The following is a 24,542-nucleotide window of genomic DNA, read 5'->3' as shown; positions in this document are numbered from 1 at the left end:
GAAAGTAGGTAAAAAAATACCCCGACACGAGGCCGGGGTTATTTTTCTCTCGTGCGCGAGGGGGGATTTGAACCCCCACACCCTTTCGGATACTGGCACCTGAAGCCAGCGCGTCTGCCGTTCCGCCACTCGCGCAAAGTGAAGAAGGATTCTTGGAAAAGATTCCTCCGAATCAGCAGAAACAAGCATAACGGAGCGGCGCCAAAAACACCTAAACGGTACAGCTACGGCACACCGCGCAACTTTGCGATGAGTAGAGACGTTGAATGTAATCGACGGGGCAACATGCCGCGTTAAGGCCATTTAGGGGACGCCCCAGTAGTATCGACACAAGACAGCAGCGACCCGGCATGCCTCCGCGCGCTTTCGTGCGGGCGCATTCGGGCAGCAAGAAAAGCAGGTAAGGAGGTAGGCATGGGCATTCTGGATAATGTCGAGCGCGGACTCGAAAAGATGGTCCGTGGCGCCTTCTCCACCGGTTCCAGGTCCCAGGTGCAGCCCGTCGAGATTGCCAGCGCACTGCGCCGCGAACTGGATAACAAGTCACTCACGCTGGCGCAGGGACGCACCCTTGCACCGAATGTTTTCACCGCCCGGCTATCAGATCCGGACTTCGCACTCGCTCAGGAGTGGGGGGCGCCACTCGCCGAGGAACTGTGTGATGTCGTCATCAAGCACGTCAACAGCCAGCACTACACGCTTCAGGGATCGGTTCGGGTGTCTTTCACCCGCGATTCCGACCTGAAGCCCGGTTCCTTTGAAATCGACTCAGCCACCGAAAAACAGCCCGCGCAGCGTCGGCCTGCTCCCAGCGTCCCAAACCGCCAGCCCACGCGCTATCAGCCCGTCCTTGAACTCGACGGTCAGCGCTACTCGTTGAACGCCGGGTCCGTCCTTCTGGGCCGTTCATCGGAGGCGGACATCCTCATCGATGACACCGGTGTGTCCCGCCGGCATCTTGAGATTCACACCGCTCAGGGCCAGTCCCGTGCCGTTGACCTCGGCTCGACCAACGGCAGCTATGTGAATGGACAACGCGTACAGGGGGAAGCGGACCTGACGGACGGCTCAGTGATCACCATGGGTCGTACCCGCATGACTTTCCGACTTGTACCCGTGCAGAACGGTGGACGCCAAGCATGAGTGATCTGACCGTAACGCTGTTGAGATACGGGTTCCTGCTCCTGATCTGGATCCTCGTCCTTAGCGTCGTCAGCGCATTGCGGCGGGATCTTGTGGTGGGCCTGCGCAACCGGACTGGCTCTCCTACAGCCCGCGAAGCCCGTAAGCACCCGGAGTTGGTTGAGGAACCACCGGCCAAGGCGCAGGCGCGGCGTCTGATCGTCACGGAAGGCCCTCTCAAGGGAACCGCCCTGGACCTCGCGTCCAGCCCCATCCTGCTGGGCCGCGCCCAAGAAGCCACGCTTGTCCTTGAGGATGACTACGCGTCCGGCCGCCATGCCCGGCTCTTCCCGCAGGGCAGCCGGTGGTTCATTGAAGATCTCGGATCCACCAACGGAACCTATCTTGCCGGCAACCAGCTGACCCGCGCGCTGCCGGTGGAACCTGGCGTACCCGTCCGGATCGGTAAGACGGTTATTGAATTGAGGCCATAGTCCATGGCCCTGGTTTTCCGTTTCGCCGCCCGCTCGGATGTGGGAAAAGTCCGCGCAAAGAATGACGATTCCGCCTATGCCGGCCGTTACCTCGCCGTTGTAGCGGACGGAATGGGCGGGCACGCCGGCGGCAACATCGCCTCAGCGTCCACAGTCCTGGATCTGGTGCATCTTGACCGTAAGGATTACGACGACGACGCCGGCACTCACCTGGCCGACGAGATCCAGACTGCCAATTCGCTCCTGTCTGAACTGGTCAGCACCAACCCGCAGCTTGCCGGCATGGGTACAACCGTTACGGCGATGCTTCTCAACGGCGAGAAAATTTCCTTTGCCCACATCGGTGATTCGCGGGCCTACCGGCTGAAGAACGATGTTTTCGAGCAGATCAGCGTCGACCACACCTTTGTGCAGCGACTCATCGAGGAGGGCCGGCTCAAGCCGGAGGAGGCGGAGGTCCATCCGCACAAGAACGTGCTGATGCGCGTCCTCGGTGATGTCGATGCCAGCCCGGAACTCGACCTGACCACCTTCGATGCTGAGCCCGGTGAACGCTGGTTGCTCTGCTCGGACGGATTGAATGCCGTCCTGGATGATGCCACAGTCGAACGAATTATCCGTGAAACGCGTGATCTTTCAGCTTGCGTCAACACGCTTGTTGACCTGACGCTGGCCGGCGGATCCCCGGACAACATCACCATCGTGGTGGTGGATGTGGACACCGCCACGCCTGAAGATCTGCGCACTGCCGCGCTCACCGCACTTCCGCCCGCGCGTGAAGCAGCCGGGGAGAAGGACAGCGACACTTCTACTGATGACGCGACACCCGGTGTAGCCATCAGGGCGGACGTTATCCGGGAAGACCTGTCATCCCGCCCGCATACCCTGGTGGGTTCGGCAGCGCTGGCTACTGAAACCGGACAGATTCCCATCGTCACGCAGCGGTCCACCGAGCGCCGCGCAGCTATGATGCTGACGCACAAGGCAGCACCCGCGGACACCGTGGAGGACGACCAGACCGAGGAAGCTTCCGCGCCCCGCCGCCGGCGCTGGCTGCTGCCGGCCGCCCTGGCTTTGATGGCACTGATCCTTGCCGCAGTGCTTTCCCTGGGATACGTCTGGACCCAGACGCGCTATTACGTTGCTACCTTCGACAACAGGGTGGCCATCTACAACGGGGTTGCTCAGACACTCGGGCCGATTCCCTTGAGCCACGTGGACCAGACGACCGACATTCCTGTGTCCAGCCTTCCGGAATTCCAGCGCAATCGCCTCGAGAACACTCTCGCAGCGAGCGACCTCGAACATGCACAGGACATCGTTGAAGACCTCCGCCAGTCACTGCGGGCGCTGCCGTGTCCACCGGAGAGCAATCCGAGCCCGTCCGCCGGCCCGTCGCCCACAGTTTCAGCCTCACCCGAGACTGCGTCGCCTGAGCCGTCGTCCTCGGGTAGCCCAACACCAGAACCGAGTGCAAGTGCCTCTCCTGCGAGTCCCGGCGCCACCGCCGAAGCCAGCCCCAGCGCCTCCGCAAGCGCTGATGCAGCACCAGGCGAAGCAGCCTCCTGTGGAGGGAGAGTCCAATGAGTGAGGTACTCACAGTCCCGAAGTCCCGTCGTAATGTCGAGGCACTCCTCCTTGTCGTGGCCCTGACAGTAGCGATCGGCGCCAACTGGCTTGTAGGTCTCGACAAGGAGAATCCGTTCGACTCGGCCTTCTGGCTGCAGGGCGGTACGCTGGCCGCGCTGGCGTTGATCTTCCACATACTTCTTCGTTTCCGCGCAAAATATGCAGATCCGGTAATTCTTCCCATCGTGATCGCGCTCAATGGAATCGGGCTGGCCATGATTTACCGGTTAGACCTGGCACTTCCGGCCGATGCACAACCTGTTGCACCGAGCCAGTTCCTCTGGACAACTGTCGCCATGGGTGCGTCCATAGCTACACTCCTGGTGATTCAGGACCACAGGATGTTGCGTCGGTTCACCTATATATCGCTCATTGTGAGCGCGGTCCTGCTGATGCTGCCGCTTACCCCGCTCGGCGTCGAAATCAACGGGGCGCGTATCTGGATCAACGTGGGTGTGGGTACCTTCCAGCCCGGCGAGGTCGCCAAGATCACTCTCGCCATATTTTTCGCGGGGTATCTTTCCACCAACCGCGACCTCATCCTGCTGGCCGGAAAGAAGCTGGGACCGCTGCAGCTTCCGCGTTTCCGGGACCTGGCACCCATGGTGGCCGCCTGGCTGGTCAGCATCGGCGTGCTGATCTTCCAGCGTGACCTCGGCTCCTCCATCCTGTTCTTCGGCCTCTTTATGGCCATGATCTACGTCGCGACGTCGCGGGTCAGCTGGGTGTTGATCGGCCTCGCGATGATTGCTGTCGGTGGTTACGCAGCCCTTCAGTTGTTCAGCCACGTTGCCCTGCGCATAGACAGTTGGATCAATGCGTTTGAGCCGGAGGTCTTCAACCGCAATCCCGGTGGCAGCGGTCAGGTTGTCCAGGGGCTCTTCGGCCTTGCGAACGGTGGACTCGTCGGCACCGGGCTCGGGCAGGGCAGGCCGGATCTTGTAACCTATGCCAACAGCGACATGATCATCACGGCCCTCGGTGAGGAACTCGGCCTAATCGGGCTCTTCGCCATCGTGCTGCTCTACATTTTGCTTATTTCCCGGGGTTTCCGCGCGGCTCTCGGCACCCGTGACGGGTTCGGAAAGCTTCTCGCCTGCGGCTTGTCCTTCACGATCGCGCTGCAGTGCTTTGTTGTCATCGGCGGGGTAACACGGCTCATTCCGCTTACCGGGCTCACCACACCCTTCATGTCGGCCGGTGGTTCTTCCCTGCTGGCGAACTGGATCATCGTCGCCTTGCTCCTGCTCATCTCGGAGACGGCCCGGCGGCCGGCCGTGAAGGGGCCGGTCCGCGAAACATTTTCCGAAGGCAAGCAGAATCGGAACACTCCGGCAACAGATCCTACGCGGGAGGTCACCGCATGAACCAGGCGATCCGACGCTCCTGGATCGTGGCCATGAGCATGTTCGCGCTCGTCCTCGGATCCCTCACCTATGTCCAGTTCTTCGAGGCCAACGCGCTGGAGAACAATGACTGGAATACGCGGCAGATCCTGCAGGACTATGGAAAGAACCGGGGCGCGATTTTGGTGGATGGTCGTCCGATCGCGGAATCCGTGCCGTCGGATGACCAATTCAACTACCAGCGCGTCTACAACGAGCCGGAGATGTATGCGCACCTCACGGGATTCTTCTCGTTGGTGAACGGTTCCACACAGCTGGAGAACGTCATGAATGAGGAGCTCTCCGGCAGTAGCGACGACCTCTTCATTGATCAGATGGTCCGGCTGTTCTCGGGCGCCCAGGCACAGGGTGCCTCCGTCGAGCTGACCATCGATCCTCAATTGCAGCAGCTGGCCTGGGACATGATCCCCGAAGGGCAGACCGGATCGATCGTTGTGATGGAGCCAGCCACCGGAAACGTGCTCGCGATGGCTTCCAAGCCGTCGTATGACCCTAATCTGCTCGCCGCCCATGACACGTCGGTGGTTGTGCAGAACATCGAGCAGCTCGCTCAGGTTCCCGGCTTGTCCATCTACTTCAACCCAGCAACGCAGTCACTTGTGGCTCCCGGATCAGTCTTCAAACTCGTGGTGGCCGCGGCCGCTCTTGAGACAGGTCAGTTCGATGCGGAGTCCACCATCCCCAACCCGCCGGTGCTTGACCTGCCGGGCACCGACGTCGGGCTCCCGAACTTCACCACCGGCGGGTGCGCGGCGCGTGACACCGCAGACCTCGAGTTTGCACTCGAGCAGTCCTGCAACACTCCGTTTGCCCAGATTGCGTGGGAGGTCGGTGAGCAGGCGGTACTCGAGCAGGCGCAGGAGTTCGGCTTTGGTGAGCGCTTTTTCATTCCGGTTGAGGTGGCGGCCAGCCAGTTCCCCACAGAACTTAGTGAAGCCCAGCTCGCGCAGTCGGCCATCGGGCAGTTCAGTGTCGCAGTCACACCGCTTCAGATGGCGATGGTTAGCGCTGCGATCGCCAATGATGGTGTGCTCATGAAGCCCAACCTGGTGAAAGCCGTCCGTGCACCGGACCTCTCCATCATCGACGAACCGGAGCCGGAGGTTTTCCGCGAATCCCTCAGCGCGGACAACGCCAACCTGATCACGGAGTGGATGGTCAACGTGGTGGAGAACGGTACGGCCCAGAATGCCGCGGTCCCAGGGGTGGAAGTAGCCGGCAAGACCGGCACGGCGGAAGTACCCGAGCAGGGCGACAACGCCTGGTTCACCGGCTTCGCGCCGGCCGACAATCCGGAAGTAGTGGTTTCCATCGTGATGCAGGACGTCGACATAGCGACGGGTGCTCAATTGACAAGTCCAAACGCTAAGAGACTCATAGAGGCGGTGTTGAATAGGTGAGACCTACTTCAGGTATCACATTAGGCGGCAGGTTCCAGCTGACTGATCGCATCGCCATCGGAGGCATGGGTGAGGTCTGGAAAGCACGTGACCAGGTGCTCGGACGCATCGTGGCCATAAAAATTCTCAAAGAGGAATATACGGGGGATCCCGGTTTTCTCAATCGGTTCCGCGCCGAAGCCCGCCACACCGCCCTGCTGAACCACGAGGGCATCGCGAACGTCTTTGACTATGGTGAGGAAGGCGGCTCAGCCTATCTCGTCATGGAGCTCGTCCCAGGCCAGCCCCTGTCGACCATCATTGAGCGCGAACAAATCCTGGCACCGGACAGGGCGCTGTCAATCATCGGCCAGACCGCAACGGCCCTCAGCGTCGCACACCGCCAGGGCCTTGTGCACCGGGACGTCAAGCCCGGAAACCTGCTGATCATGCCCGATGGCCGCGTGAAGATTACAGATTTCGGCATTGCGCGCCTTGCTGACCAGGTTCCGCTGACCGCCACCGGACAGGTTATGGGCACTGCCCAGTACCTGGCTCCAGAGCAGGCAACCGGGCAGCAGGCAACCGGTTCCAGCGATATCTACGCGCTGGGCGTGATCGGGTACGAGCTACTCGCCGGACGCCGCCCGTTCTCCGGTGAGTCGCAAATCGCAATTGCCCTCGCCCAGGTCAATGATGCGCCGCCTGATCTACCCGAAACTATCCCTCATCCGGTGCGTGCGCTTATCGCGAGCATGCTGGCCAAGGACCCGGCGGACCGTCCGGGGAACGCGGAAGCGCTTGCCGAGGCTGTCGCCGCCATCCGGCGCAACGATATCCGTGCAGCTGAGTCAGCCGTACCCGGAATGCTGCTGTTTACGGACTCCACCGGCCCACTCACCACTCCGGTCCCGGCACCCACCGGCGCCACCCGCGCGATTCCCGCCCCAACGACGTCGGCTCTGCCCGCCGTCGCAGGTGCAGGGGCAGGCGCCGGCGCAGTTGCGGCGTCACGGGAGTGGACCGAGGAAGATATCGACGAAGTTCCCCCGCCAGAGGAAGAATCCCGTGGACGCAGTCCCTGGCTGATTGCGCTGATTGTCCTGCTGGTCCTGGCAGCGCTCACCGTTGCCGGCTTCCTGCTCGCTCCGCTGTTGGCCGGCAACGAAGACGAGCCGGCCCCGGCACCCACCAGCTCCTCGGCGTCCGCAACGCCGTCCGAAAGTGAAAGCCCGACGCCCACGCCGGAAGAAACCACTCCGGAACCCACCACCCCCGCACCCACCACACCGGAAGCGATCGTGGTGGATGAGGCCACCTATCAGGGTCGTCCCATTGACGTGGTCGTGGCCGAGCTCAACAATCTGGGATTCTCCGTGGACCAGCAGCCGGAGGTTACGGACGATTTTGATCCCGGGACGGTCCTGACCCTCAACCCCGTCGGCCCACTGACGCCCGGCTCCCAGATCACTGTCACCTTCGCGGAAGCGCCCGAGACGTTGACCATTCCATCGGGCCTTGTAGGAGCCACCGAGGAAGAACTGCAGCAGGCCCTCGCCGATCTGGGGCTCAGCGCCGTCCGTTCCGGTTCTGAAGCTTCCGAACAAGCAGCGGGAACCGTCCTGTCCGTGGATCCGGCTGAAGGCACCGAGGTGGAACCGGGAAGCACCGTTCGTTACGTCGTCTCCCTGGGCCCTGATGAAACCCAGGCGCCCCCGGCGATCGGTCCCGGCCAGACTCCGCCCGGCCAGGACCAGCCCTAGGAAGCATGTGAGGGGGCACCAGGTGAGCAGCGAGAGAGTCCTCAACGGACGTTACGAGATGGGTGAACTGATCGGCCGTGGCGGTATGGCCGACGTTCACCTCGGCCGTGACGTCCGGCTCGGCCGTACCGTGGCCATCAAGGTGCTGCGCCGTGACCTTGCCCGGGACCCACTGTTCCAGTCCCGATTCCGCCGCGAAGCGCAGGCGGTTGCCGGTTTGAACCACCCCACGATCGTGTCCGTGTACGACACCGGTGAGGAGGAGGTCGAGGGCCAGCACCATGACGAGGTCCGTGTTCCCTTCATCGTGATGGAATATGTTGCCGGGCGGACCCTCCGCGATCTCCTCAAGCGCGGAGAACTGACGCCTGAGACCTCTGTCGACTACCTTTTGGGAGTTCTCTCAGCACTCGAGTACAGCCACCGTGCAGGCATTGTCCATCGGGATATCAAGCCGGCCAACGTGATGATTACTCCTGAGGGTCAGGTGAAAGTGATGGACTTCGGCATTGCGAGGGCAATGGCCGATTCCGCCGCCACCATGACCCAGACCCAAGCGGTGATCGGTACCGCACAGTACCTTTCCCCTGAGCAGGCGCGCGGAGAAACCGTGGACGCTCGCAGTGATCTGTACTCGGCGGGTTGCCTACTGTACGAACTACTCACCGGAAGGCCTCCGTTCGTCGGCGACAGCCCGGTGTCTGTTGCCTACCAGCATGTGCGTGAGATTCCCACGCCTGCCCGTGAAATCGATGCCAGCATTCCGGCGGAGATCGAGTCAGTGCTCTCCATTGCGCTGGAGAAGGACCGCGCCCGGCGCTTCCAGAGTGCAGCCGACTTCCGGTCGGCCCTTCGTGACGCGCGCAAAGGCATCCGGCCAGACGTGCCGGCAGCACCTACCGAAGCAATCGCCGCCGTTCCAGCACGAACGGACGACGACGCCCCTCAGACAAGAGCGATGGCCAGGGTTCTTGCCGGTGGAAGCATCGCAGCTGATTCGCTGGTGGAGGAAGAGGAGACGGGCTCGCTGCCCGTGGCACATGCGGCGCAGAACCGTCGCGATGCCGAAGACCGGACCCGCTCACGCCGGCGCGGGTGGATAGCTGTACTGCTGGTGCTGTTGGCACTGCTCCTGTCTGCCGGAGGTATCGCGCTTTTCGGAATCCTCAACGCGCAACCGGAGGAGCCCATCCTCACCTCTGTTCCCGCCGTTGACTCCCTGAGTGAAACCGAGGCAAGCAACGCGCTGACCGCCGTGGGTCTCCGTCCGCAGGTGGAACGTACGTTCCACGATGAAGTCGAGTCGGGCTTCGCTATCACTACCGATCCCGAAGCAGGCAGCGAGGTGGAACCGGATGCCCTGGTATCACTGCTGATTTCCAAGGGACCGGCAAATCGCGCAATACCTGAGGACATTTTCCAGATGACCGAATCCTCAGCGAGGGATGCCCTTGAGTCGGTTGGCCTGCGGGGCGGTAGCGTGAGTGAAGCGAACAGCGCAACTGTTCCCGCGGGCCGGGTGATCGAAACCGAGCCGGCACTCGGCTCGACCGTACCCGCTGATTCCGAGGTTAACCTCGTGCTTTCCACCGGGCTGGTGACCGTCCCTCGTCTCACTTCCTTGCCGAGCGATGAAGCAGTCGCGCTGTTGGAAGACCCGGCCCGCGCTTTGGTCCCACGGATCGAGGAGGAACCAAACGCCGTCGTGGAACCCGGCCTTGTAGTGAGACAGGAACCGGTTGCGAACTCGAATATCGCGCCGGGCACCGAAGTAGTCATCTATGTTGCTACCAAACCGGCCGAAGAAGAGCCTGCTCCGTCAACAGCCCCGCCGCCCGCGTCGAGCGCTCCCGCCGAGGAGGAAGAGCCCGGCAACCAGGGTCGCGGGCGAGGACAGGGAAACGGGCAGGGCAACAGCGGCGTCGTGGGAGATGCGGTGGAGGGCCTAGGTCCCTGACTGCTGGTGAATCAGCGGGCTAAGCGTGGCTGAGCGGGCTGCAGCGCCGTCCAGGCCGGCCTGCTCCAACCAGTTCCCCAGCATCCGGTAGCCGCCCTCGGTCAAGACCGACTCCGGGTGAAACTGAACTCCGCACAGCGGAGCGGACCGGTGCTCAAGACCCATGATCACTCCGCTCGCCGTCCTCGCCGTCACACGCAGTTCGGAAGGAACGTCCCCTACTGCTGCCAGCGAGTGGTAGCGGGTGGCCGTCAACGGCGAGTTCAGGCCTTCGAAGACGTTCGTTGAGTCATGTTCTACCAGGGACGTCTTTCCATGCATCAGTTCGGGAGCATGGGTCACTGATCCGCCGTAAGCCTCTGCCAGCGCCTGGTGGCCAAGGCACACACCGAGCATCGGCTTGTCGTTTGCGCCGCACCACTTGATTAGCTCGATGCAGACGCCGGCTTCCGCGGGCGCTCCCGGCCCGGGGGAGATGAGAACTGCGTCCCTCACTTCGGCAAGCGCCACAGCTTCAGCGAGCGTGACGTCATCATTCCGGACAACGGTGGTCTCCGCACCCAGTTCCTGCAGATATCCGACCAGCGTGTACACGAAGCTGTCGTAGTTGTCGACAACCAGGATTCGGGTAGGACTGTTCATGATCACGTGCCAATCGTTGAATCGGTCAGGGGGCTGAACTGGGACAGCCAGGGGAAGACCCAGCTCACGAGGACTGCCAGTGCTGCAATGATGAGCAGAATCGCCCAGACGATCCGAAGCCAGAGAGGCCCCGGCAAGTGGCGGAATATGAAGGCGTACATCAGGCGGCTCCTTCCGCGACCTCGGCTACTTGTGCGGCAATCTCCTCCGGCGGTCCGTCCTCCAGTGACTGGAATGACTCCATCACTGCGTAGGCGATAATTCGTTCCTGCGCGCCAAAGCGCGGATTGCAGCTGGTGAGGGTGAGGATTCGTTCCTCGGGTTCAACGCCCGGCTGCGTAGGTACCGGCGCGAGGACATCAGTTCGGTCCGGCAGTACAATCTGCGTATTCCGGTAGACGTAGGAGTAATAACCGTCCTGTGTTTGCACATAGATGCGATCGCCGGGCACCAGAGTATGTATGTTGTCCAGCACGGCGCCGTTTGTCTGCCGGTGGCCTGCAAGTGCGAAATTCCCTACAGCACCCGGCATGCCGGTCTCGGGATAGTGTCCCAGGCCCAGGTTGTCGAGCACGGCCGTCGTCACCCCGCTGGTGACCGGCCGGGTGTAGCTGTCCCCGAAACGCGGGATGTAGATGACGGCGAAGGTCTCACCCGCTGCTTTCGCCTCCAGAACGGGAACCTGATCCGGTGACGAAGTTGGAGGCTCGTCCACAGGATCATCTGCCACAGGCGCCTCACCGAGGTCGGCGAAGAACTCCTCAACTGCCTGGTCTTGTTTTGCATTAGATTGGACATTTGTCCACCACAGCTGCCACGCCACGAACAGGAGCAGGATAACGCCGGCCGTGATGAGCAGCTCACCGATCACTTGGGCCGCCATCTCGAGCAGACTACGACGACGTCGGCGGGCGGGCGCGCGCCGGGAACGGTCACGGCGAGCCACCGCGATGCCGCCGCCGAGGTCGCTCAATCCTTCTCCCTGCCTACGGATGTGATGTCGGGCGTCGCAGCGGCCATTCATTAGCTAGAATGGGCAGCTAGAACCGCGCCGATGCCATGGGTCCTCATCTCAGGATAACTGGTGTCGCGGCCGGGTTCCGAGCTGTATGACCACAAACACAGCGGCTGGAAGCCCCAGCCACCGTCTAGGAGGATCCGTGCCCGAGTCGAAGTCCCGCAAGAAGCAGGTCGAGCCGAAGACCCGCGCCGCTGCGGAACCGAAGCCGAACCCGGTCTGGTACAAGCCGGTAATGTTCGGGTTGATGGTGCTCGGTCTGTTGTGGATTCTGGTCTATTACATCTCCGAAGGACGTTTCCCGATCCCAGGCATCGACTCCTGGAACATTCTCATTGGCTTTGGAGTCGCGATCGCCGGGTTCCTCATGACCACCCGCTGGCGGTAGTTCTAGCCAGAGCGGCTGCTCCATCCAGCCAGAAAGGAGGTGCCTTCCGAGCGAAAGGCGCCTCCTTTGTTCTATGCGCTCAGGCGATGATGCCGAGTTCGGCCATGATCCGATCCGTAACTTCCGCGGGTGTGCCGACATTGTCGATGGTGAGCCCGCGCTCGTTCTCCTCGAGGATTTCGAGGGTGCTGACCTGCGATGGCAGCAGGGATTCAGGCATGAAGTGCCCGGTGCGCGTCTTCATGCGTGAGCGAATGAGGTCAACATCGCCGAGCAAGTGAACAAACCGGATGTCACCGTCGGCAGCGGCCAGAACATCCCGGTAACGCCTTCGCAGCGCCGAGCACGTCACGATGGTGGATTCTCCATTGGCGCTCTTCTCGCTGATCCAATGCGAGATTGAATCAAGCCAGGGTTTGCGGTCCTCGTCGGTCAAAGCAATACCCTGGGTCATCTTCGTGATGTTCTCAGGGGAATGAAACTCGTCCGCTTCGGCATAGATCCAACCGAGGCGCTCCGCCAGTGCAGTGGCGATCGTCGTCTTGCCTGATCCTGACACGCCCATAATCACCAGATGCATTCGTGACTCCACGCCGTCTCCTCGACTTTCTGGTCGTTTCCGCCGCCTGTGACTCAACGCTCAATCTACTCGGCTATAAAGGTAGCACCTTTACCGAATGTAAAGATGCGACCTTTGAATCGCCGGCGTCCCGGCTTATTCTGATCCCATCCCTACCCCTCGGAAAGGTCAATCAGTGGTGCTGTCTTCGCAAGGCCGGGCACCGGCGGCCGCCGTAAAGTACAGCAGCATCATCGAGGAGCTGGGGCGCAGCATTGTCAGCGGTGAGCTACAACCCGGGGGACGGCTGACAATCGAGGGACTACAGGCGCGCTTCAAGGTCTCACGAACCGTGATTCGCGACTGCATGCGGATTCTCGAATCCATGAACCTCGTCTTCAGCAAACGCCGCGTCGGAATTGTGGTTCAGGCCCCTCGTCACTGGAATGTCTACGACGCGCGGATCATCCGTTGGCGGTTGGAGGGAACATCCCGCGCACGGCAGTTCAAGAGCCTGATGGAACTGCGATGCGCAGTTGAGCCGCTTGCTGCGGCGGGAGCAGCGCGCAATGCAACCCAAGAGCAACGCGCCGTCGTTGTGAACCTCGCCCAGCAGTTGCGCACACTCGGCGAAGCGGGCCGTCTTGACGAGTTTCTAGCCGTGGATATCGAATTCCACGCCCTACTCCTGTTGGCCAGCGGTAACGAGATGTTCTCCGCGCTCGATGACGTTGTCACGGAAGTTCTCCGGGGAAGGACCACCCAGGGGTTGATGCCCCGCACACCCCGTGAGTATTCGCTTGCCAGCCACGAAGCCGTCGCGGCGGCGATCGCCGGATCCGACCCTGACGCAGCCGAAACAGAGATGCGGAACCTGCTGGCCGAAGTACAGGAAGCGGTTACGTAGTCGTGCACAGGTTGTGCACCGAGTTATCCACAGCTGTGGGTAACTCGGTGCAATTCTTCGGGCCGTTTCTGAGATCCGTGGGTTCTGCTTATCCACACCTGTGGAATTACATGTGTGTAAGTTTTCCCCACTGGGGATAACCCTTGTGGAAAACTAGGCGGGGAACGTCACCAGGCTTGCACCGACAAACGTAAGAACAAGGAGGACAACCGTCAGCGCGGCCAGTCCTGACCACTGGATCAGGGAGCGCTTCGAACTCCGCGGCGTGTAGGCGATGATGGCCGCGGCAGCGCTACCGGCCATCAGACCGCCAAGGTGTGCCTGCCAGGAGATTCCCGATACCACAAACCCGAGGACGGTGTTGATTGCAATGAGCACAACCAGTTGCCGTACGTCACCGCCACGCCGCCTCTGCACAATGAGCATGGCCCCGAAGAGTCCGAACACCGCCCCTGATGCCCCGACAACGCCCTGCAGCGGATTGGTCAGCAGGAGTACCGCCACCGATCCGCCGAAGGCAGCGATCAGGTACAGGGCGAGGAATCTTGCCCGCCCCAGCAGGGGTTCAAGAGCCTGTCCGATGATCCACAGCGCATACATATTGAAACCGATATGGAGCAGGAATCCTGTGGAGTGAAGGAACGCGGCGGTGATCATGCGCCAGGGTTCCGGAGTGATGATGCCGGAGGTATAGATTCCTGCGTACGCCAATAGGTCCGTCACCCCGGGGATGGCTAGTTGGGCCAGGAACAACGCTACGCAGGCTCCGATGAGCGAAAAGGTCACCAGCGGTTTCCCTTGCCGCACTGTTCCGCCGAAGATGGTGCGCGTGGCCGGACTGTGGCGCTGTGCGTCACGCACGCAGTCGACGCACTGAATCCCGACGGCCGCCGGACGCTGGCATTCCGGACAGGCGGGCCTGCCACATCGTTGACACCGCACATAACTCACCCTGTCCGGGTGGCGTGGGCATACGGGAACGTCCTCATCCGGCTGGCCCGCCGGGATTCCATAGGTCATACGGTGCTAGGCCTGCTCGATGGTGATGCTGTTGATTACGACATCTTCGAGAGGCTTATCGCGTCCATCGGTGGGGATCGAGTTGAGCTGGTCGACGATGGCGCGGGATGACTCGTCCTTGACCTCGCCGAAAATGGTGTGCTTCCCCTGCAGCCACGTGGTGGGAACGGAGGTGATGAAGAACTGCGAGCCGTTGGTTCCGCGGCCATTCTGCAGGCCGGCATTGGCCATTGCCAGCTTGTAGGGAGCGCTGAAGTCAAGGTCGGGGTTGATCTCATCGTCGAACTTGTAGCCCGGGCCGCCGATGCCCTGGCCAAGGGGGTCGCCACCTTGGATCATGAAGTCTTTGATGACGCGGTGAAAAATGGTGCCGTCGTAGAGCGGTGCGTTGGTCTCTTCGCCCGTGCTGGGGTGAGTCCATTTGATCTCACCGGTAGCGAGGCCCGTGAAGTTCTTGACGGTCTTCGGGGCGTGGTTGCCGTAAAGCTCCACCTTGATGTCTCCAAGGCTGGTGTGAATAGTTGCGTGTGCAGTAGCTATAGCTGTCATGGGATCCATTCTTTCACGCACACCCGTGGTATCTCCCGGAACGACCACGTTCCGCGTACAGTGAAAAAGCTGTGAAACCAACGCACGGATAGCATGGACCTCGGGATAGCACGTAGGCTGACTAACAACAGTCACTATCCATGGGAGGTAGTTGTGAAGAAATCCGAAAGCGTTGTCCGCAGCCTTGAGAACAACGTTCTGATGGGCGTCGGAACGGCACGGGATTGGGCCGCTCCGCGAGTGGATGCCGTCAGAGAATGGGTGACGCCGCGAATCGAGCGAGGAATCGAGACTGCCTCGCCCAGGATCCAGCAGGGCGTGAACCGGGCAACACAGGGTCTGTCAGACGGCATAGCCGTCGTCACCCCTAGAATTCAGGAGAGCCTGGACCGCGTAGGTCCGCGCATCAACCAGTTCGTCGACGGCACGGCGCCCCGCATTCAGGGCACCCTGGACCGCGCAACCCCGGCCATCCACCACGCGCGCGACCGCGTCGTGAGTGAATACATCCCGGCTGTGTCATACCGGCTTGGTGATGCCGCAGATTCAGCGTCGCGTACTTTGGCTGCTGCTACCATCCCGGCTGGAGTTGCCGGTGTGGTGACCAAGGTTACCGGTGACAAAAAGGCCGTAAAGAAGTACCAGAAAGCAGCCGTTGTCGCCGCCCAGCGCGCCGCGAAAGACCTCAGGCGAAGCAAGCAGCGCAAGGGCGGGAAGGGCTGGCTGATTGTCGGCATCATCGCCGCCGCCCTGACAGCTGGAGTTGCCATCTGGCGCGCTTCACAGCCTGTGGAGGATCCCTGGAAAACCCCAGCTCCGGTTGAACCGACTCCTGTTGCAGACATTGCGCACAATGAAGAGGCCAAGCAGGCTGTGAACGACATCAAGGAAGCCGCTGACCGCGCAGCCGAAAAGTCGGACGACGGCGCCGGCGCACCCAAGGGTCCCGTCGTCTAGGTTCGTTGACGCCCCGCAAAAAGCGGGAAAGGTCCACCTATCGGAGGATCTTTCCCGCTTTTTTGATGTCTGGGGTCTTAGTCTGACCGGCCGGTGATAGATTTACGGCCGTGCACACCGCGAAGCCGTCCGTGTCGATAGTCATCCCGGCGTACAACGAAGAAAGCGTCATCCGCCAGTGCCTCGTCGCGGCCATCTATCAGTCAATGCCGGCACACGAGATTCTGGTCGTGAACAATCGCTCTACTGACCGCACTGCCGACATTGTCCGTCAGATGCAGCTCGAATACCCTGAGAGCCCGATCCGCCTGCTGGAGCAAGATGACAAGCAAGGTCTCATACCTACCCGAAACTATGGGCTGAACCACTCAACAGGAGACGTACTAGGCCGAATTGATGCCGACTCCGTCCTGGAACCCGACTGGGTCGAAACCGTTCAGGCAGGGTTCAGCGATCCAACCGTAGCCGCCGCGACCGGACCGGTTGTCTACTATGACATGCCGATGCGGCGGTGGGGGCTGAAAGCGGATGACAAGATGCGTCAACTCGTGCTGAAGCTCGCACGTAACCAGTACCACTTTCTCTTCGGCTCCAACATGGCGCTTCGCAGGACGGCATGGGAACAGATCCGTGAGTACACCTGTCTTGATGAAAAGGACGAGATGCATGAGGACATAGACCTCTCTCTTCACCTTGCAGAACAGGATCTGATCATCCGGTACATCCCCGGCATGGTGAGCGGGATGTCAGCCCGGCGCCTCGAGAATTCGCCCAAGGACTACCGCTATTACGTCACAAGGTTCGACCGCACCTACCGAGCGCATCAGATTGACAAGAAAGTTCTGAAAATTCCGATGCTGATCTTCATGTCGATCTACTACCCAGCGAAGGTGTTGCGTGCCGTGCACACCGCGCGTGCAGCCCGAAACACAGCGGCGAACCGTTAGCCACCGTTAACAGACAAGAGCCCCAGTCTTTCGACTGGAGCCCTTATCTTTCGGTGGAGGCACGGGGACTCGAACCCCGAACCCCCTGCTTGCAAAGCAGGTGCGCTACCAATTGCGCCATGCCCCCGTAAAACGGAACCTGATCAGTATACCCCGACCAGGCGGTGAAGTTTTACTCGACTGGATCAGTCGCGCTGCTCCACACTTCTTTTTCCTTCTCGGACTCCTGCCACCGTTTGTAGGCGAAAACTCCTGCAACAGCAGCTGCCGCTACCAGCAACTTCTTCACAGTGCTCCTCCTTGCAGTTGCCTGCCGGTTTCACGATCCGTGGGCGTACCAGGACTTGAACCTGGGACCTCTTCGTTATCAGCGAAGCGCTCTAACCGCCTGAGCTATACGCCCCCGTACCTCATCGGGCCGAAATACGACTTTACAGTAGGGCCTCAGCGATCCACAAATTGAGGCCCGCATCGATTTCGGCAGATCAGTCGTCCGTCAGCGTCACGCCGATTCCGCCGACAAGGGTCGATGAAATGTTGTAAAGAACCGCCGAAAGCATGGCCAGGGCGGTCAGAAGCACTACATTCACGACGGCGATGATGGTGGCGAACGAGACAACCTGACCCAGAGATGCGAACTGGCGCAGATCAAAGCCGGCTCCCTCTGATCCAGCGATCTCTCCAAGGAGCTGGTTCACCCGATCAAAGATCCCAGTGAGGTCTAGCACAGTCCAAATGACGATCGCCGCAACCACCGTAACAATGCCCAGCGCCACGGAAAGCAGGAATGACATTTTGAGGACGGACCACGGATCGATCTTGCTGACCAGCAGACGCGCTTTGCGAGCCTTGGCCTTCGGTGCGGGTTTGATCAGCCCAGGACGGTTTCCCGCCGGCCTTGCGCCTGATGAAGCCGGACGCTGGGTGGGCCGCGCGGGCGGGTTGACCCGAGGTCCGCCGCCCGACGACCGCACAGCGCTGCCCGCAGTCGTGCGCGGATTTGAGTTGGCAGAACTCACTCGGAACCTCCAATATCGCTTGACTCAGCCTCCGGCTCAGCCGTTTCTTCTGACGACAACGGTACTTCATCAGGAGCAACCGGCGCAGATTCAGTGTCATCCACACCCATTACCGGAACTTCCTCATCCACCGTGAGTCCACGTTCCGTGTTGCGGGCAACAGCGATGATCCGGTCCGACTTGTCCGGCTTCGCGAAAATCACGCCCATGGTGTCACGGCCCTTCGCCGGAACGCCGGCCACCGATGACCGCACCACCTTGCCGCCGCCCATAACAACGAGGACTTCGTCTTCTTCCTGCACGATGAGGGCCCCAACCAGATCGCCGCGCACGTCAGCAAGCTTTGCTACCTTGATGCCCAGGCCACCACGGCCCTGCACCCGATACTCATCGACCTTGGTCCGCTTCGCGAAGCCGCCCTCGGTCACGATGAACACGTAGGAGTCATCACTCACGACGTTGGCCGCCAGTAGCTCATCCTCTTCCCGGAACTTCATGCCGGTCACTCCCGAGGTAGCCCTGCCCATCGGGCGTAACGCCTCATCGGTGGCACTGAAGCGAAGTGACTGCCCTTTCCGGGAGACCAGCATCATGTCGTCGGTTTCGGACACAAGCTGAGCTGACACCAGTTCATCACCGTCACGCAGGTTGATGGCGATAACACCCGCGGACCGGTTGGTGTCATAGTCCTCGAGGCGCGTCTTCTTGACCAGGCCGCGTTTGGTTGCCAGCACCAGGTAAGGGGATTGCTGGTAATCGCGCAGATCAAGTACCTGCGCAATGGTTTCGTCAGGCTGAAATGCCAACAGGTTCGCTACATGCTGACCTTTGGCGTCGCGTGCCGCTTCCACAAGCTCGTACGCCTTCGCGCGGTAAACGCGCCCAAGGTTGGTGAAAAACAGCAGCCAATGGTGCGTCGTGGTGACGAAGAAGTGTTCGACGACGTCGTCGCCGCGCAACTGCGCCCCACGGATACCCTTACCGCCCCGAGCCTGCTGGCGGTAGTTATCACTACGAGTCCGCTTGACGTAACCACCGCGGGTGATGGTGACCACCATCTCCTCTTCAGGGATGAGGTCTTCCATGCTCATATCGCCGTCGTACCCCATGAGAATCTCGGTGCGGCGGTCATCACCATGCTTGTCGACGATCTCCTGCAACTCCGTAGAGACGATTTCTCGTTGCTGTACCTCGGAGGCAAGGATTTTTTTGTACTCGGTGATTTCGGATTCGAGCTTGGCATGCTGATCCTGGATCTTCTGTCTCTCCAGGGCGGCGAGCCGCCGCAGCTGCATGTCCAGAATCGCCTGAGCCTGGATCTCGTCAATGTCCAGCAGACCCATCAGCCCATTGCGTGCGTCCTCTACGGTGGAAGATCTCCGGATAAGGGCGATCACGTCATCGAGGGCGTCGAGTGCCTTGAGCAGTCCCCGCAGAATATGTGCGGCTTCTTCCGCTTTCCGCAGGCGGTACCTGGTTCTGCGGACAATGACTTCGAGCTGATGCGTCACCCAGTGCCGAATGAAGGCATCCAGGCTGAGGGTGCGGGGGACCTCATCCACGATCGCCAGCATGTTGGCGCTGAAATTGTCCTGGAGCTGCGTGTGCTTGTAGAGGTTGTTGAGCACTACTTTGGCCACGGCATCACGCTTCAGGACAATGACCAGGCGCTGGCCCGTGCGGCCCGAGGTCTCATCCCGGAGGTCGGCGATCCCCGAAACCTTCCCGTCCTTGACGAGATCGGCAATCTTGATCGCCAGGTTGTCCGGATTGGCCTGGTAGGGCAACTCGGTTACGACCAGGCAGGTACGACCCTGAATTTCCTCCACGTTGACCACGGCGCGCATGGTGATTGAACCGCGGCCTGTCCGGTAGGCGTCTTCAATACCCCTGTGGCCAAGAATCTGCGCTCCGGTAGGGAAATCCGGTCCCTTGATGCGCTGGATGAGCGCCTCAAGCAGTTCTTCCTTGCTGGCAGTCGGGTTCTGCAGATACCACTGCACACCGTCCGCCACCTCACGCAGGTTGTGCGGCGGGATGTTGGTTGCCATGCCGACGGCAATACCGGAGGATCCATTGACCAGCAGGTTCGGGAAGCGCGCCGGCAGGATGGTGGGTTCCTGGTTTTTTCCGTCGTAGTTGTCCTGGAAGTCGACAGTCTCTTCGTCGATGTCGCGGACCATCTCCATGGCCAGCGGTGCCATCTTGGTCTCGGTATACCGGGGGGCTGCCGCGCCGTCGTTACCCGGCGATCCGAAGTTCCCCTGCCCAAGGGCCAACGGGTACCGCATGGTCCAGTCCTGGATCAGCCGGACGAGTGCATCATAGATAGCGCTGTCGCCGTGCGGGTGGTACTGGCCCATGACCTCACCGACAACGCGCGCACACTTGTTGAACGAGCGGTCGGGGCGGTAGCCGCCGTCGAACATTGCATAGAGAACGCGACGGTGAACGGGTTTCAGACCGTCACGCACGTCAGGCAGCGCGCGACCGACAATGACCGCCATTGCGTAGTCCAAGTAGGACCGCTGCATCTCGGTCTGCAGGTCTACCTGCTCGATACGGTCCGTCAGCACTGCACCTTCAATGGGCGTACCGCTCGGAACCTCAGGCGTTACTTCGTCACTCATCTAGTTCGTTCCATTCGTGAATGCGTGTCAGGACCCGGGCCAGCAGATAGCTGCGTGCCCGGCCGGGGCTACTCAATGACGCTCAGATGTCGAGGAACCGTACGTCTTTCGCGTTCTGCTGGATGAAGTTGCGGCGAGACTCGACATCCTCACCCATCAGTACAGAGAAAATCTGGTCGGCTGCAGCGGCATCATCCATAGTGACCTGCAGCAAGGTGCGGTTGTCAGGATCCATCGTGGTGTCCCAGAGCTCGGTGTAGTCCATCTCGCCGAGGCCCTTGTAACGTTGGATCCCGTTTTCCTTGGGGAGACGCTGGTTATTGGCAAGGCCCATCTTGATGGTTTCATCCCGCTCGCGGTCGCTGTATACGTAGGAGTGCGCAGCGTTGGACCATTTGATGCGGTACAGGGGCGGCTGCGCCAGGTACACATACCCATTCTCGATGAGCGGCCGCATGTAGCGGAAAAGCAGCGTCAGCAACAGCGTGGTGATGTGCTGACCATCGACGTCGGCATCTGCCATCAGGACGATCTTGTGATAGCGGGCCTTCTCGACGTCGAAATCCTCACCGATGCCGGCTCCGAAGGCGGTGATCATCGCCTGGACTTCGGTGTTGCTCAGCGCACGGTCAAGCCGGGCACGCTCAACGTTCAGGATCTTTCCGCGCAACGGGAGGATTGCCTGCGTTTCCGGATTGCGACCGCGAACGGCCGAGCCACCTGCGGAATCTCCCTCGACAATGTAGATCTCAGACTTCGATGGGTCCTTCGACTGGCAGTCCTTGAGCTTGCCCGGCATCCCGCCGGATTCCAGCAGGCCCTTCCGCCGGGTGGACTCCCTTGCCTTGCGCGCAGCCAGCCGCGCCTGGGCTGCCTGAATGGACTTGCGGATGACATCGCGGGCAGGCCCGGGATTACGTTCGAGCCAGTCACCCAACTGGTCCGTGACCACGCGCTGCACAAATCCCTTGGCTTCCGAGTTGCCCAGCTTGGTCTTGGTCTGCCCTTCGAACTGTGGTTCGGACAGCTTGACCGAGATGACGGCGGTAAGCCCTTCACGGATGTCGTCACCCGTGAGGTTGTCATCCTTTTCCTTGATGATGTTCTTCTCACGCGCATAACGGTTGATCAACGATGTCATAGCTGCACGGAAACCCTCTTCGTGGGTTCCACCCTCGTGGGTGTTGATCGTATTCGCGTAGGTGTGAACGCTTTCGGAATACGCCGTTGTCCACTGCATTGCCACTTCGACGGCGATGGAGCGGTCCGAATCCTCAGTCTCGAACGCAATGACGTCCTCGTGGATGATGTCAACGCGTTTCGATGAGTTCAGGTGCTTGACGTAGTCCAGCAAGCCGTTCTCATAGAGGTACTCGACATGGCGGTGCTTGTTCTCTTCGGACTGTTCTGCCTCGGCGTGGGCGGCGTCCGTAATTTCCTCGGTCTCCACCTCAGGCACGCGCTCATCCACAAGGCTGATCCGCAGGCCTTTGTTCAGGAAGGCCATCTGCTGGAAACGCGCCCGCAACGTCTCGAAATCGAACTCAACCGACTCGAAGATTGAGGCATCCGGATAGAAAGTCTGCGTGGTACCGGTCTCGGTGGTCTCCGGACCCTTTTCGAGCTTTCCGACAGGTTTTCCACCATCCTCGAAGGACTGCCTCCAGACGTGGCCCTGACGCTTAATTTCCGTGTTGACACGGGAGGAAAGCGCATTCACAACCGAAATACCCACTCCATGGAGGCCACCGGATACGGCATATCCTCCACCGCCGAACTTCCCGCCTGCGTGCAGGATAGTCATGACTACTTCAACGGTGGGTTTGCCCTCGGTCGGGTGCATATCAACCGGAATACCGCGGCCATTGTCGATGACGCGGACGCCGCCGTCAGCAAGCAGCGCCACCTTGATGTGGTCGCAGTATCCCGCGAGTGCCTCATCCACAGAGTTATCCACAACCTCATAGACAAGGTGGTGCAGGCCGCGGGGACCAGTGGACCCGATATACATACCGGGCCGCTTTCGAACCGCTTCCAGCCCCTCAAGGACTGTGATGTCGCTTGCGCCGTAACCTTTGGGTGCGCCGGCGCCGGTTTCCGGCAGTCCGGCAGATTCCACTTCGTTGTCGTTAGCCACTGACGCTGTCGACTCCTCGTTGTCCTAATGTTGCCCAGTCTCAGAATGAAGGCATCCCAAAAGGAATGCCTGCACCTGTCATTCTACCGTGCAGTGGCCGACAACGGAGCCTCAATTGCCCCCTAACGGCGAATAAACAGCTATTTAAGCTCTCAGCGGGGGGTCTTGTGGGGGCGTATACGTCCGCTGGGGTCCGCTCGGCGCTGCACGCCGCTCATCAGCGGATCCGCAGATAACCGGTCAGCAGGTCACCCGTAGGTGTCCCTGGGACCTCTGCCGGGAACCGATCGGCCCCCTTTTCGCCAGGACGGAGCCGACGGCCCGACAATTTTCATGGCCGTCACAACACCTGTGCCCAGCTCGTGTTCGAAGCGGCGTAAAAGGTCAGGGCTGATCAGTCTGAGCTGCGTTGCCCAGGCGGTGGAGTCGCAGCGCACGAGAACCGTTGTTTCGTGGAAGCTTTCGGGAGTACAGTGGCTGGCGATTTCCTGCCCGACCAGTTCCGGCCACCGCGCCATGACCGACCCCACGGCTACCGGCGAATTCCAGCCTCGCTCACTAAGGAGCCGCCCGAATACGGCCCCGACTCCCTGCGGATCCCTGCCGGTGTAGGACTCCTGACCTCTAGGATGATGAGCACCATTCCCAGTACGACGACGGCGGGCGGCCGGCGCGCGAAGATCACCACGCGCTGCAGACGCGTCACGGAGTCGGTTCAACAACAGCCGCGGTGCATCCTGGGCAGGTGTTTCCCCGGCATCATCCGCAAGGGGTGTGCCGGCGTCGTCATTGGGTTGTGCCTTCATAACACCCGGCGCTGCACGATTATCTTCAGGCCGGTACTTCACTGAAGCCCCCCGGTACTACCTCGAACTGGCGGCCTGCCAACGCAGCAGGTACATCCGCTCCAACCGCAGCGGTCACCAGTACCTGTTCAGCTCCGACCACCACAGAGGCCAACCGCTCTCGGCGATCAGTATCCAGTTCGGCAAACACATCGTCGAGAATCAGGACTGGCGTGGATCCCGGGGTCTGATCATCATCGGTCAGGAGGTAGTACGAACCGAGGCGGAGCGCAAGCGCCATCGACCAGGTTTCGCCGTGCGAGGCATACCCCTTGACCAGGGCACGACCGAGCATGAGCTCCACCTCGTCGCGGTGCGGCCCCACCAATGAGATACCACGCTCGGTTTCGCGGCGCCGCTGCTCCCTGATTGTCGTCAAAAACCGCTCAGTGATGTGTTCAATGGAGAGCGTGCCGAGGTCTTCGGCCGAAGAAGGTGCCTGGCCGTCGTCGTCATCGGAAACCGGACCGACCAGGGACGAACGGTAAGCGGCTGTTGCAACTTTCGAGCCGTCGGTCAGCTCGCGATAGGCCTTTTGGATATGCGGCAGAAGTCTGGTCAGAACGGCGAGTCGGGCATGGAGGAGTTGTGAACCAACCGCCGCAAGGTGCTGGTCCCACACTTCCAAAGTGGCCTCATGCGCATCGGTCAGCCTGCGCCCCCGCAATGATTTGAGTAATGCGTTGCGCTGCTTCAAGACCCGTTCGTAGTCCGCTCGTGTGCCGGCATGATGCGGTACCAGCTGCACCATCAGTTCGTCCAGGAACCGGCGGCGGTTGGACGGATCTCCCTTGACGAGAGCGAGGTCTTCCGGTGCAAAGAGTACCGTACGCAGGATACCTGCGGCGTCCCGTGCCCGAACCGGGTTGGCCCGGTTGATACGGGCGCGATTGGCCCGCTCGCCGTTGATCTCCAGCTCCACACTCGTGGCTTGTGATCCGCGTACCAGGCGCCCACGGACCAACGCCCGCTCAGCGTCGAAGGCTATCAATGGTTTGTCGGAGCTCACCCGGTGGGACGAGAGGGACCCGAGGAAACCGATGGCTTCGACGATATTGGTCTTCCCGACGCCGTTTTGCCCGACGAACACCGTCACTCCTGGTTCCAGGGCGACCTCAAGCTGGGAATAACTACGGAAATCGGTCAGTGAGAGATGCTGGACGTACACCGTTGC

General features: G+C 60.9%; 23 protein-coding genes and 3 tRNA genes. 11 read left to right on the top strand and 15 right to left on the bottom strand.

Translation table 11 applies throughout. The annotated features are described in order from the left end of the window. Positions 1-52: 52 nt before the first annotated feature. Positions 53-135: transfer RNA gene (locus ABFX19_RS05875), tRNA-Leu, on the bottom strand. Between the two features lie 279 nt (positions 136-414). Between ABFX19_RS05875 and ABFX19_RS05870 the strand changes: the two genes are divergently transcribed. The 7 genes from ABFX19_RS05870 to pknB are packed head-to-tail and all read left to right on the top strand — an operon-like array spanning position 415 to position 9,750. Then, on the top strand, positions 415-1,143 hold the full coding sequence (locus ABFX19_RS05870; RefSeq protein WP_277358085.1) for an FHA domain-containing protein: 729 nt from the start codon (positions 415-417) through the stop codon (positions 1,141-1,143). Then, positions 1,140-1,616: an FHA domain-containing protein FhaB/FipA gene (locus tag ABFX19_RS05865; protein ID WP_056545632.1), complete on the top strand. Its 477-nt coding sequence runs from the start codon at positions 1,140-1,142 to the stop codon at positions 1,614-1,616. The genes ABFX19_RS05870 and ABFX19_RS05865 overlap by 4 nt, the downstream gene beginning before the upstream one ends. A gap of 3 nt (positions 1,617-1,619) precedes the next feature. After that, positions 1,620-3,203: a PP2C family protein-serine/threonine phosphatase gene (locus tag ABFX19_RS05860; protein ID WP_277358084.1), complete on the top strand. Its 1,584-nt coding sequence runs from the start codon at positions 1,620-1,622 to the stop codon at positions 3,201-3,203. Then, the gene (locus ABFX19_RS05855) at positions 3,200-4,612 is read left to right on the top strand and encodes an FtsW/RodA/SpoVE family cell cycle protein (RefSeq protein WP_277358083.1); all 1,413 of its coding nucleotides are present in this window, start codon (positions 3,200-3,202) and stop codon (positions 4,610-4,612) included. Before ABFX19_RS05860 ends, ABFX19_RS05855 begins: the two co-directional genes overlap by 4 nt. Continuing rightward, entirely contained in the window at positions 4,609-6,051 is a 1,443-nt protein-coding gene (locus ABFX19_RS05850; RefSeq protein WP_056545626.1) for a peptidoglycan D,D-transpeptidase FtsI family protein, read from the top strand. Before ABFX19_RS05855 ends, ABFX19_RS05850 begins: the two co-directional genes overlap by 4 nt. Next, a complete protein-coding gene (locus tag ABFX19_RS05845; protein ID WP_277358082.1) occupies positions 6,048-7,793 on the top strand; it encodes a protein kinase domain-containing protein in 1,746 nt (581 codons plus the stop codon). The genes ABFX19_RS05850 and ABFX19_RS05845 overlap by 4 nt, the downstream gene beginning before the upstream one ends. A 22-nt stretch (positions 7,794-7,815) precedes the next feature. Further along, positions 7,816-9,750, top strand: a complete 1,935-nt coding sequence (gene pknB / locus ABFX19_RS05840; protein ID WP_346027793.1) for a Stk1 family PASTA domain-containing Ser/Thr kinase — start codon at positions 7,816-7,818, stop codon at positions 9,748-9,750. Here pknB and ABFX19_RS05835 read toward each other — a convergent pair. The 3 genes from ABFX19_RS05835 to ABFX19_RS05825 are packed head-to-tail and all read right to left on the bottom strand — an operon-like array spanning position 9,739 to position 11,275. Continuing rightward, a complete protein-coding gene (locus ABFX19_RS05835; protein WP_056546686.1) occupies positions 9,739-10,392 on the bottom strand; it encodes an anthranilate synthase component II in 654 nt (217 codons plus the stop codon). The two genes, pknB and ABFX19_RS05835, sit on opposite strands and share 12 nt — an antisense overlap. 2 nt (positions 10,393-10,394) lie before the next feature. Continuing rightward, the gene (locus ABFX19_RS05830) at positions 10,395-10,553 is read right to left on the bottom strand and encodes a hypothetical protein (RefSeq protein ID WP_277358080.1); all 159 of its coding nucleotides are present in this window, start codon (positions 10,551-10,553) and stop codon (positions 10,395-10,397) included. Next, positions 10,553-11,275 (bottom strand): class E sortase, encoded by a 723-nt coding sequence (locus ABFX19_RS05825; RefSeq protein ID WP_157359044.1) that lies wholly within the window; start codon positions 11,273-11,275, stop codon positions 10,553-10,555. Before ABFX19_RS05825 ends, ABFX19_RS05830 begins: the two co-directional genes overlap by 1 nt. Before the next feature lie 277 nt (positions 11,276-11,552). Here ABFX19_RS05825 and ABFX19_RS05820 point away from each other — a divergent pair, with 277 nt between their 5' ends. Continuing rightward, positions 11,553-11,798, top strand: a complete 246-nt coding sequence (locus ABFX19_RS05820; RefSeq protein ID WP_056545619.1) for a cell division protein CrgA — start codon at positions 11,553-11,555, stop codon at positions 11,796-11,798. Positions 11,799-11,877: 79 nt separating this feature from the next. On the opposite strand, the gene ABFX19_RS05815 is transcribed toward ABFX19_RS05820, so the two are convergent. After that, entirely contained in the window at positions 11,878-12,390 is a 513-nt protein-coding gene (locus ABFX19_RS05815) for a gluconokinase (RefSeq protein ID WP_277358079.1), read from the bottom strand. 166 nt (positions 12,391-12,556) lie between these two features. On the opposite strand from ABFX19_RS05815, the gene ABFX19_RS05810 reads away from it, so the two are divergent. Next, positions 12,557-13,264: a FadR/GntR family transcriptional regulator gene (locus ABFX19_RS05810; protein ID WP_346027792.1), complete on the top strand. Its 708-nt coding sequence runs from the start codon at positions 12,557-12,559 to the stop codon at positions 13,262-13,264. A 153-nt stretch (positions 13,265-13,417) separates the two neighbouring features. Here ABFX19_RS05810 and ABFX19_RS05805 read toward each other — a convergent pair whose 3' ends face one another. Then, a complete protein-coding gene (locus ABFX19_RS05805; protein WP_346027791.1) occupies positions 13,418-14,050 on the bottom strand; it encodes a rhomboid family intramembrane serine protease in 633 nt (210 codons plus the stop codon). 240 nt (positions 14,051-14,290) lie between these two features. Beyond that, the gene (locus ABFX19_RS05800) at positions 14,291-14,833 is read right to left on the bottom strand and encodes a peptidylprolyl isomerase (RefSeq protein ID WP_056545617.1); all 543 of its coding nucleotides are present in this window, start codon (positions 14,831-14,833) and stop codon (positions 14,291-14,293) included. 153 nt (positions 14,834-14,986) lie between these two features. On the opposite strand from ABFX19_RS05800, the gene ABFX19_RS05795 reads away from it, so the two are divergent. Beyond that, positions 14,987-15,790 carry a hypothetical protein gene (locus ABFX19_RS05795; RefSeq protein ID WP_346027790.1) on the top strand — a complete coding sequence of 268 codons (804 nt, stop codon included), beginning with the start codon at positions 14,987-14,989 and terminating at the stop codon, positions 15,788-15,790. Between the two features lie 110 nt (positions 15,791-15,900). Further along, entirely contained in the window at positions 15,901-16,737 is an 837-nt protein-coding gene (locus tag ABFX19_RS05790; protein WP_277358075.1) for a glycosyltransferase family 2 protein, read from the top strand. 54 nt (positions 16,738-16,791) lie between these two features. On the opposite strand, the gene ABFX19_RS05785 is transcribed toward ABFX19_RS05790, so the two are convergent. The 8 genes from ABFX19_RS05785 to recF all read right to left on the bottom strand — a co-directional run bounded on the left by ABFX19_RS05785 (position 16,792) and on the right by recF (position 24,536). Continuing rightward, positions 16,792-16,864 (bottom strand) — tRNA-Ala (locus ABFX19_RS05785). A gap of 45 nt (positions 16,865-16,909) precedes the next feature. Continuing rightward, positions 16,910-17,026: a DLW-39 family protein gene (locus ABFX19_RS05780; protein ID WP_235563158.1), complete on the bottom strand. Its 117-nt coding sequence runs from the start codon at positions 17,024-17,026 to the stop codon at positions 16,910-16,912. A 40-nt stretch (positions 17,027-17,066) separates the two neighbouring features. Next, positions 17,067-17,140, bottom strand: a tRNA-Ile gene (locus ABFX19_RS05775). A gap of 82 nt (positions 17,141-17,222) precedes the next feature. Then, entirely contained in the window at positions 17,223-17,756 is a 534-nt protein-coding gene (locus ABFX19_RS05770; RefSeq protein ID WP_346027789.1) for a DUF3566 domain-containing protein, read from the bottom strand. Further along, a complete protein-coding gene (gene gyrA, locus ABFX19_RS05765) occupies positions 17,753-20,386 on the bottom strand; it encodes a DNA gyrase subunit A (RefSeq protein WP_277358074.1) in 2,634 nt (877 codons plus the stop codon). The genes ABFX19_RS05770 and gyrA overlap by 4 nt, the downstream gene beginning before the upstream one ends. Positions 20,387-20,468: 82 nt before the next feature. Beyond that, positions 20,469-22,523: a DNA topoisomerase (ATP-hydrolyzing) subunit B gene (gyrB, locus tag ABFX19_RS05760; RefSeq protein WP_404800710.1), complete on the bottom strand. Its 2,055-nt coding sequence runs from the start codon at positions 22,521-22,523 to the stop codon at positions 20,469-20,471. A 248-nt stretch (positions 22,524-22,771) separates the two neighbouring features. Further along, positions 22,772-23,329: a DciA family protein gene (locus ABFX19_RS05755; RefSeq protein WP_277358073.1), complete on the bottom strand. Its 558-nt coding sequence runs from the start codon at positions 23,327-23,329 to the stop codon at positions 22,772-22,774. 25 nt (positions 23,330-23,354) lie between these two features. Continuing rightward, positions 23,355-24,536 carry a DNA replication/repair protein RecF gene (recF, locus tag ABFX19_RS05750; protein WP_277358072.1) on the bottom strand — a complete coding sequence of 394 codons (1,182 nt, stop codon included), beginning with the start codon at positions 24,534-24,536 and terminating at the stop codon, positions 23,355-23,357. Positions 24,537-24,542 lie beyond the last annotated feature (6 nt).

It is taken from the genome of Arthrobacter parietis (genome assembly GCF_039530425.1).
GTDB classification, from domain to species: domain Bacteria; phylum Actinomycetota; class Actinomycetes; order Actinomycetales; family Micrococcaceae; genus Arthrobacter_D; species Arthrobacter_D parietis.
This window is presented reverse-complemented; position numbering and strand designations above follow the sequence as displayed.

Coding starts and splice junctions, on each gene's coding strand:
- ABFX19_RS05800 (WP_056545617.1), bottom strand. CDS start 14,833: ATGACAGCTATAGCTACTGCACACGCAACTATTCACACCAGCCTTGGA.
- ABFX19_RS05835 (WP_056546686.1), bottom strand. CDS start 10,392: ATGAACAGTCCTACCCGAATCCTGGTTGTCGACAACTACGACAGCTTC.
- ABFX19_RS05860 (WP_277358084.1), top strand. CDS start 1,620: ATGGCCCTGGTTTTCCGTTTCGCCGCCCGCTCGGATGTGGGAAAAGTC.
- ABFX19_RS05850 (WP_056545626.1), top strand. CDS start 4,609: ATGAACCAGGCGATCCGACGCTCCTGGATCGTGGCCATGAGCATGTTC.
- ABFX19_RS05830 (WP_277358080.1), bottom strand. CDS start 10,553: ATGTACGCCTTCATATTCCGCCACTTGCCGGGGCCTCTCTGGCTTCGG.
- gyrA (WP_277358074.1), bottom strand. CDS start 20,386: ATGAGTGACGAAGTAACGCCTGAGGTTCCGAGCGGTACGCCCATTGAA.
- ABFX19_RS05865 (WP_056545632.1), top strand. CDS start 1,140: ATGAGTGATCTGACCGTAACGCTGTTGAGATACGGGTTCCTGCTCCTG.
- ABFX19_RS05825 (WP_157359044.1), bottom strand. CDS start 11,275: ATGGCGGCCCAAGTGATCGGTGAGCTGCTCATCACGGCCGGCGTTATC.
- ABFX19_RS05870 (WP_277358085.1), top strand. CDS start 415: ATGGGCATTCTGGATAATGTCGAGCGCGGACTCGAAAAGATGGTCCGT.
- ABFX19_RS05755 (WP_277358073.1), bottom strand. CDS start 23,329: ATGAAGGCACAACCCAATGACGACGCCGGCACACCCCTTGCGGATGAT.
- ABFX19_RS05855 (WP_277358083.1), top strand. CDS start 3,200: ATGAGTGAGGTACTCACAGTCCCGAAGTCCCGTCGTAATGTCGAGGCA.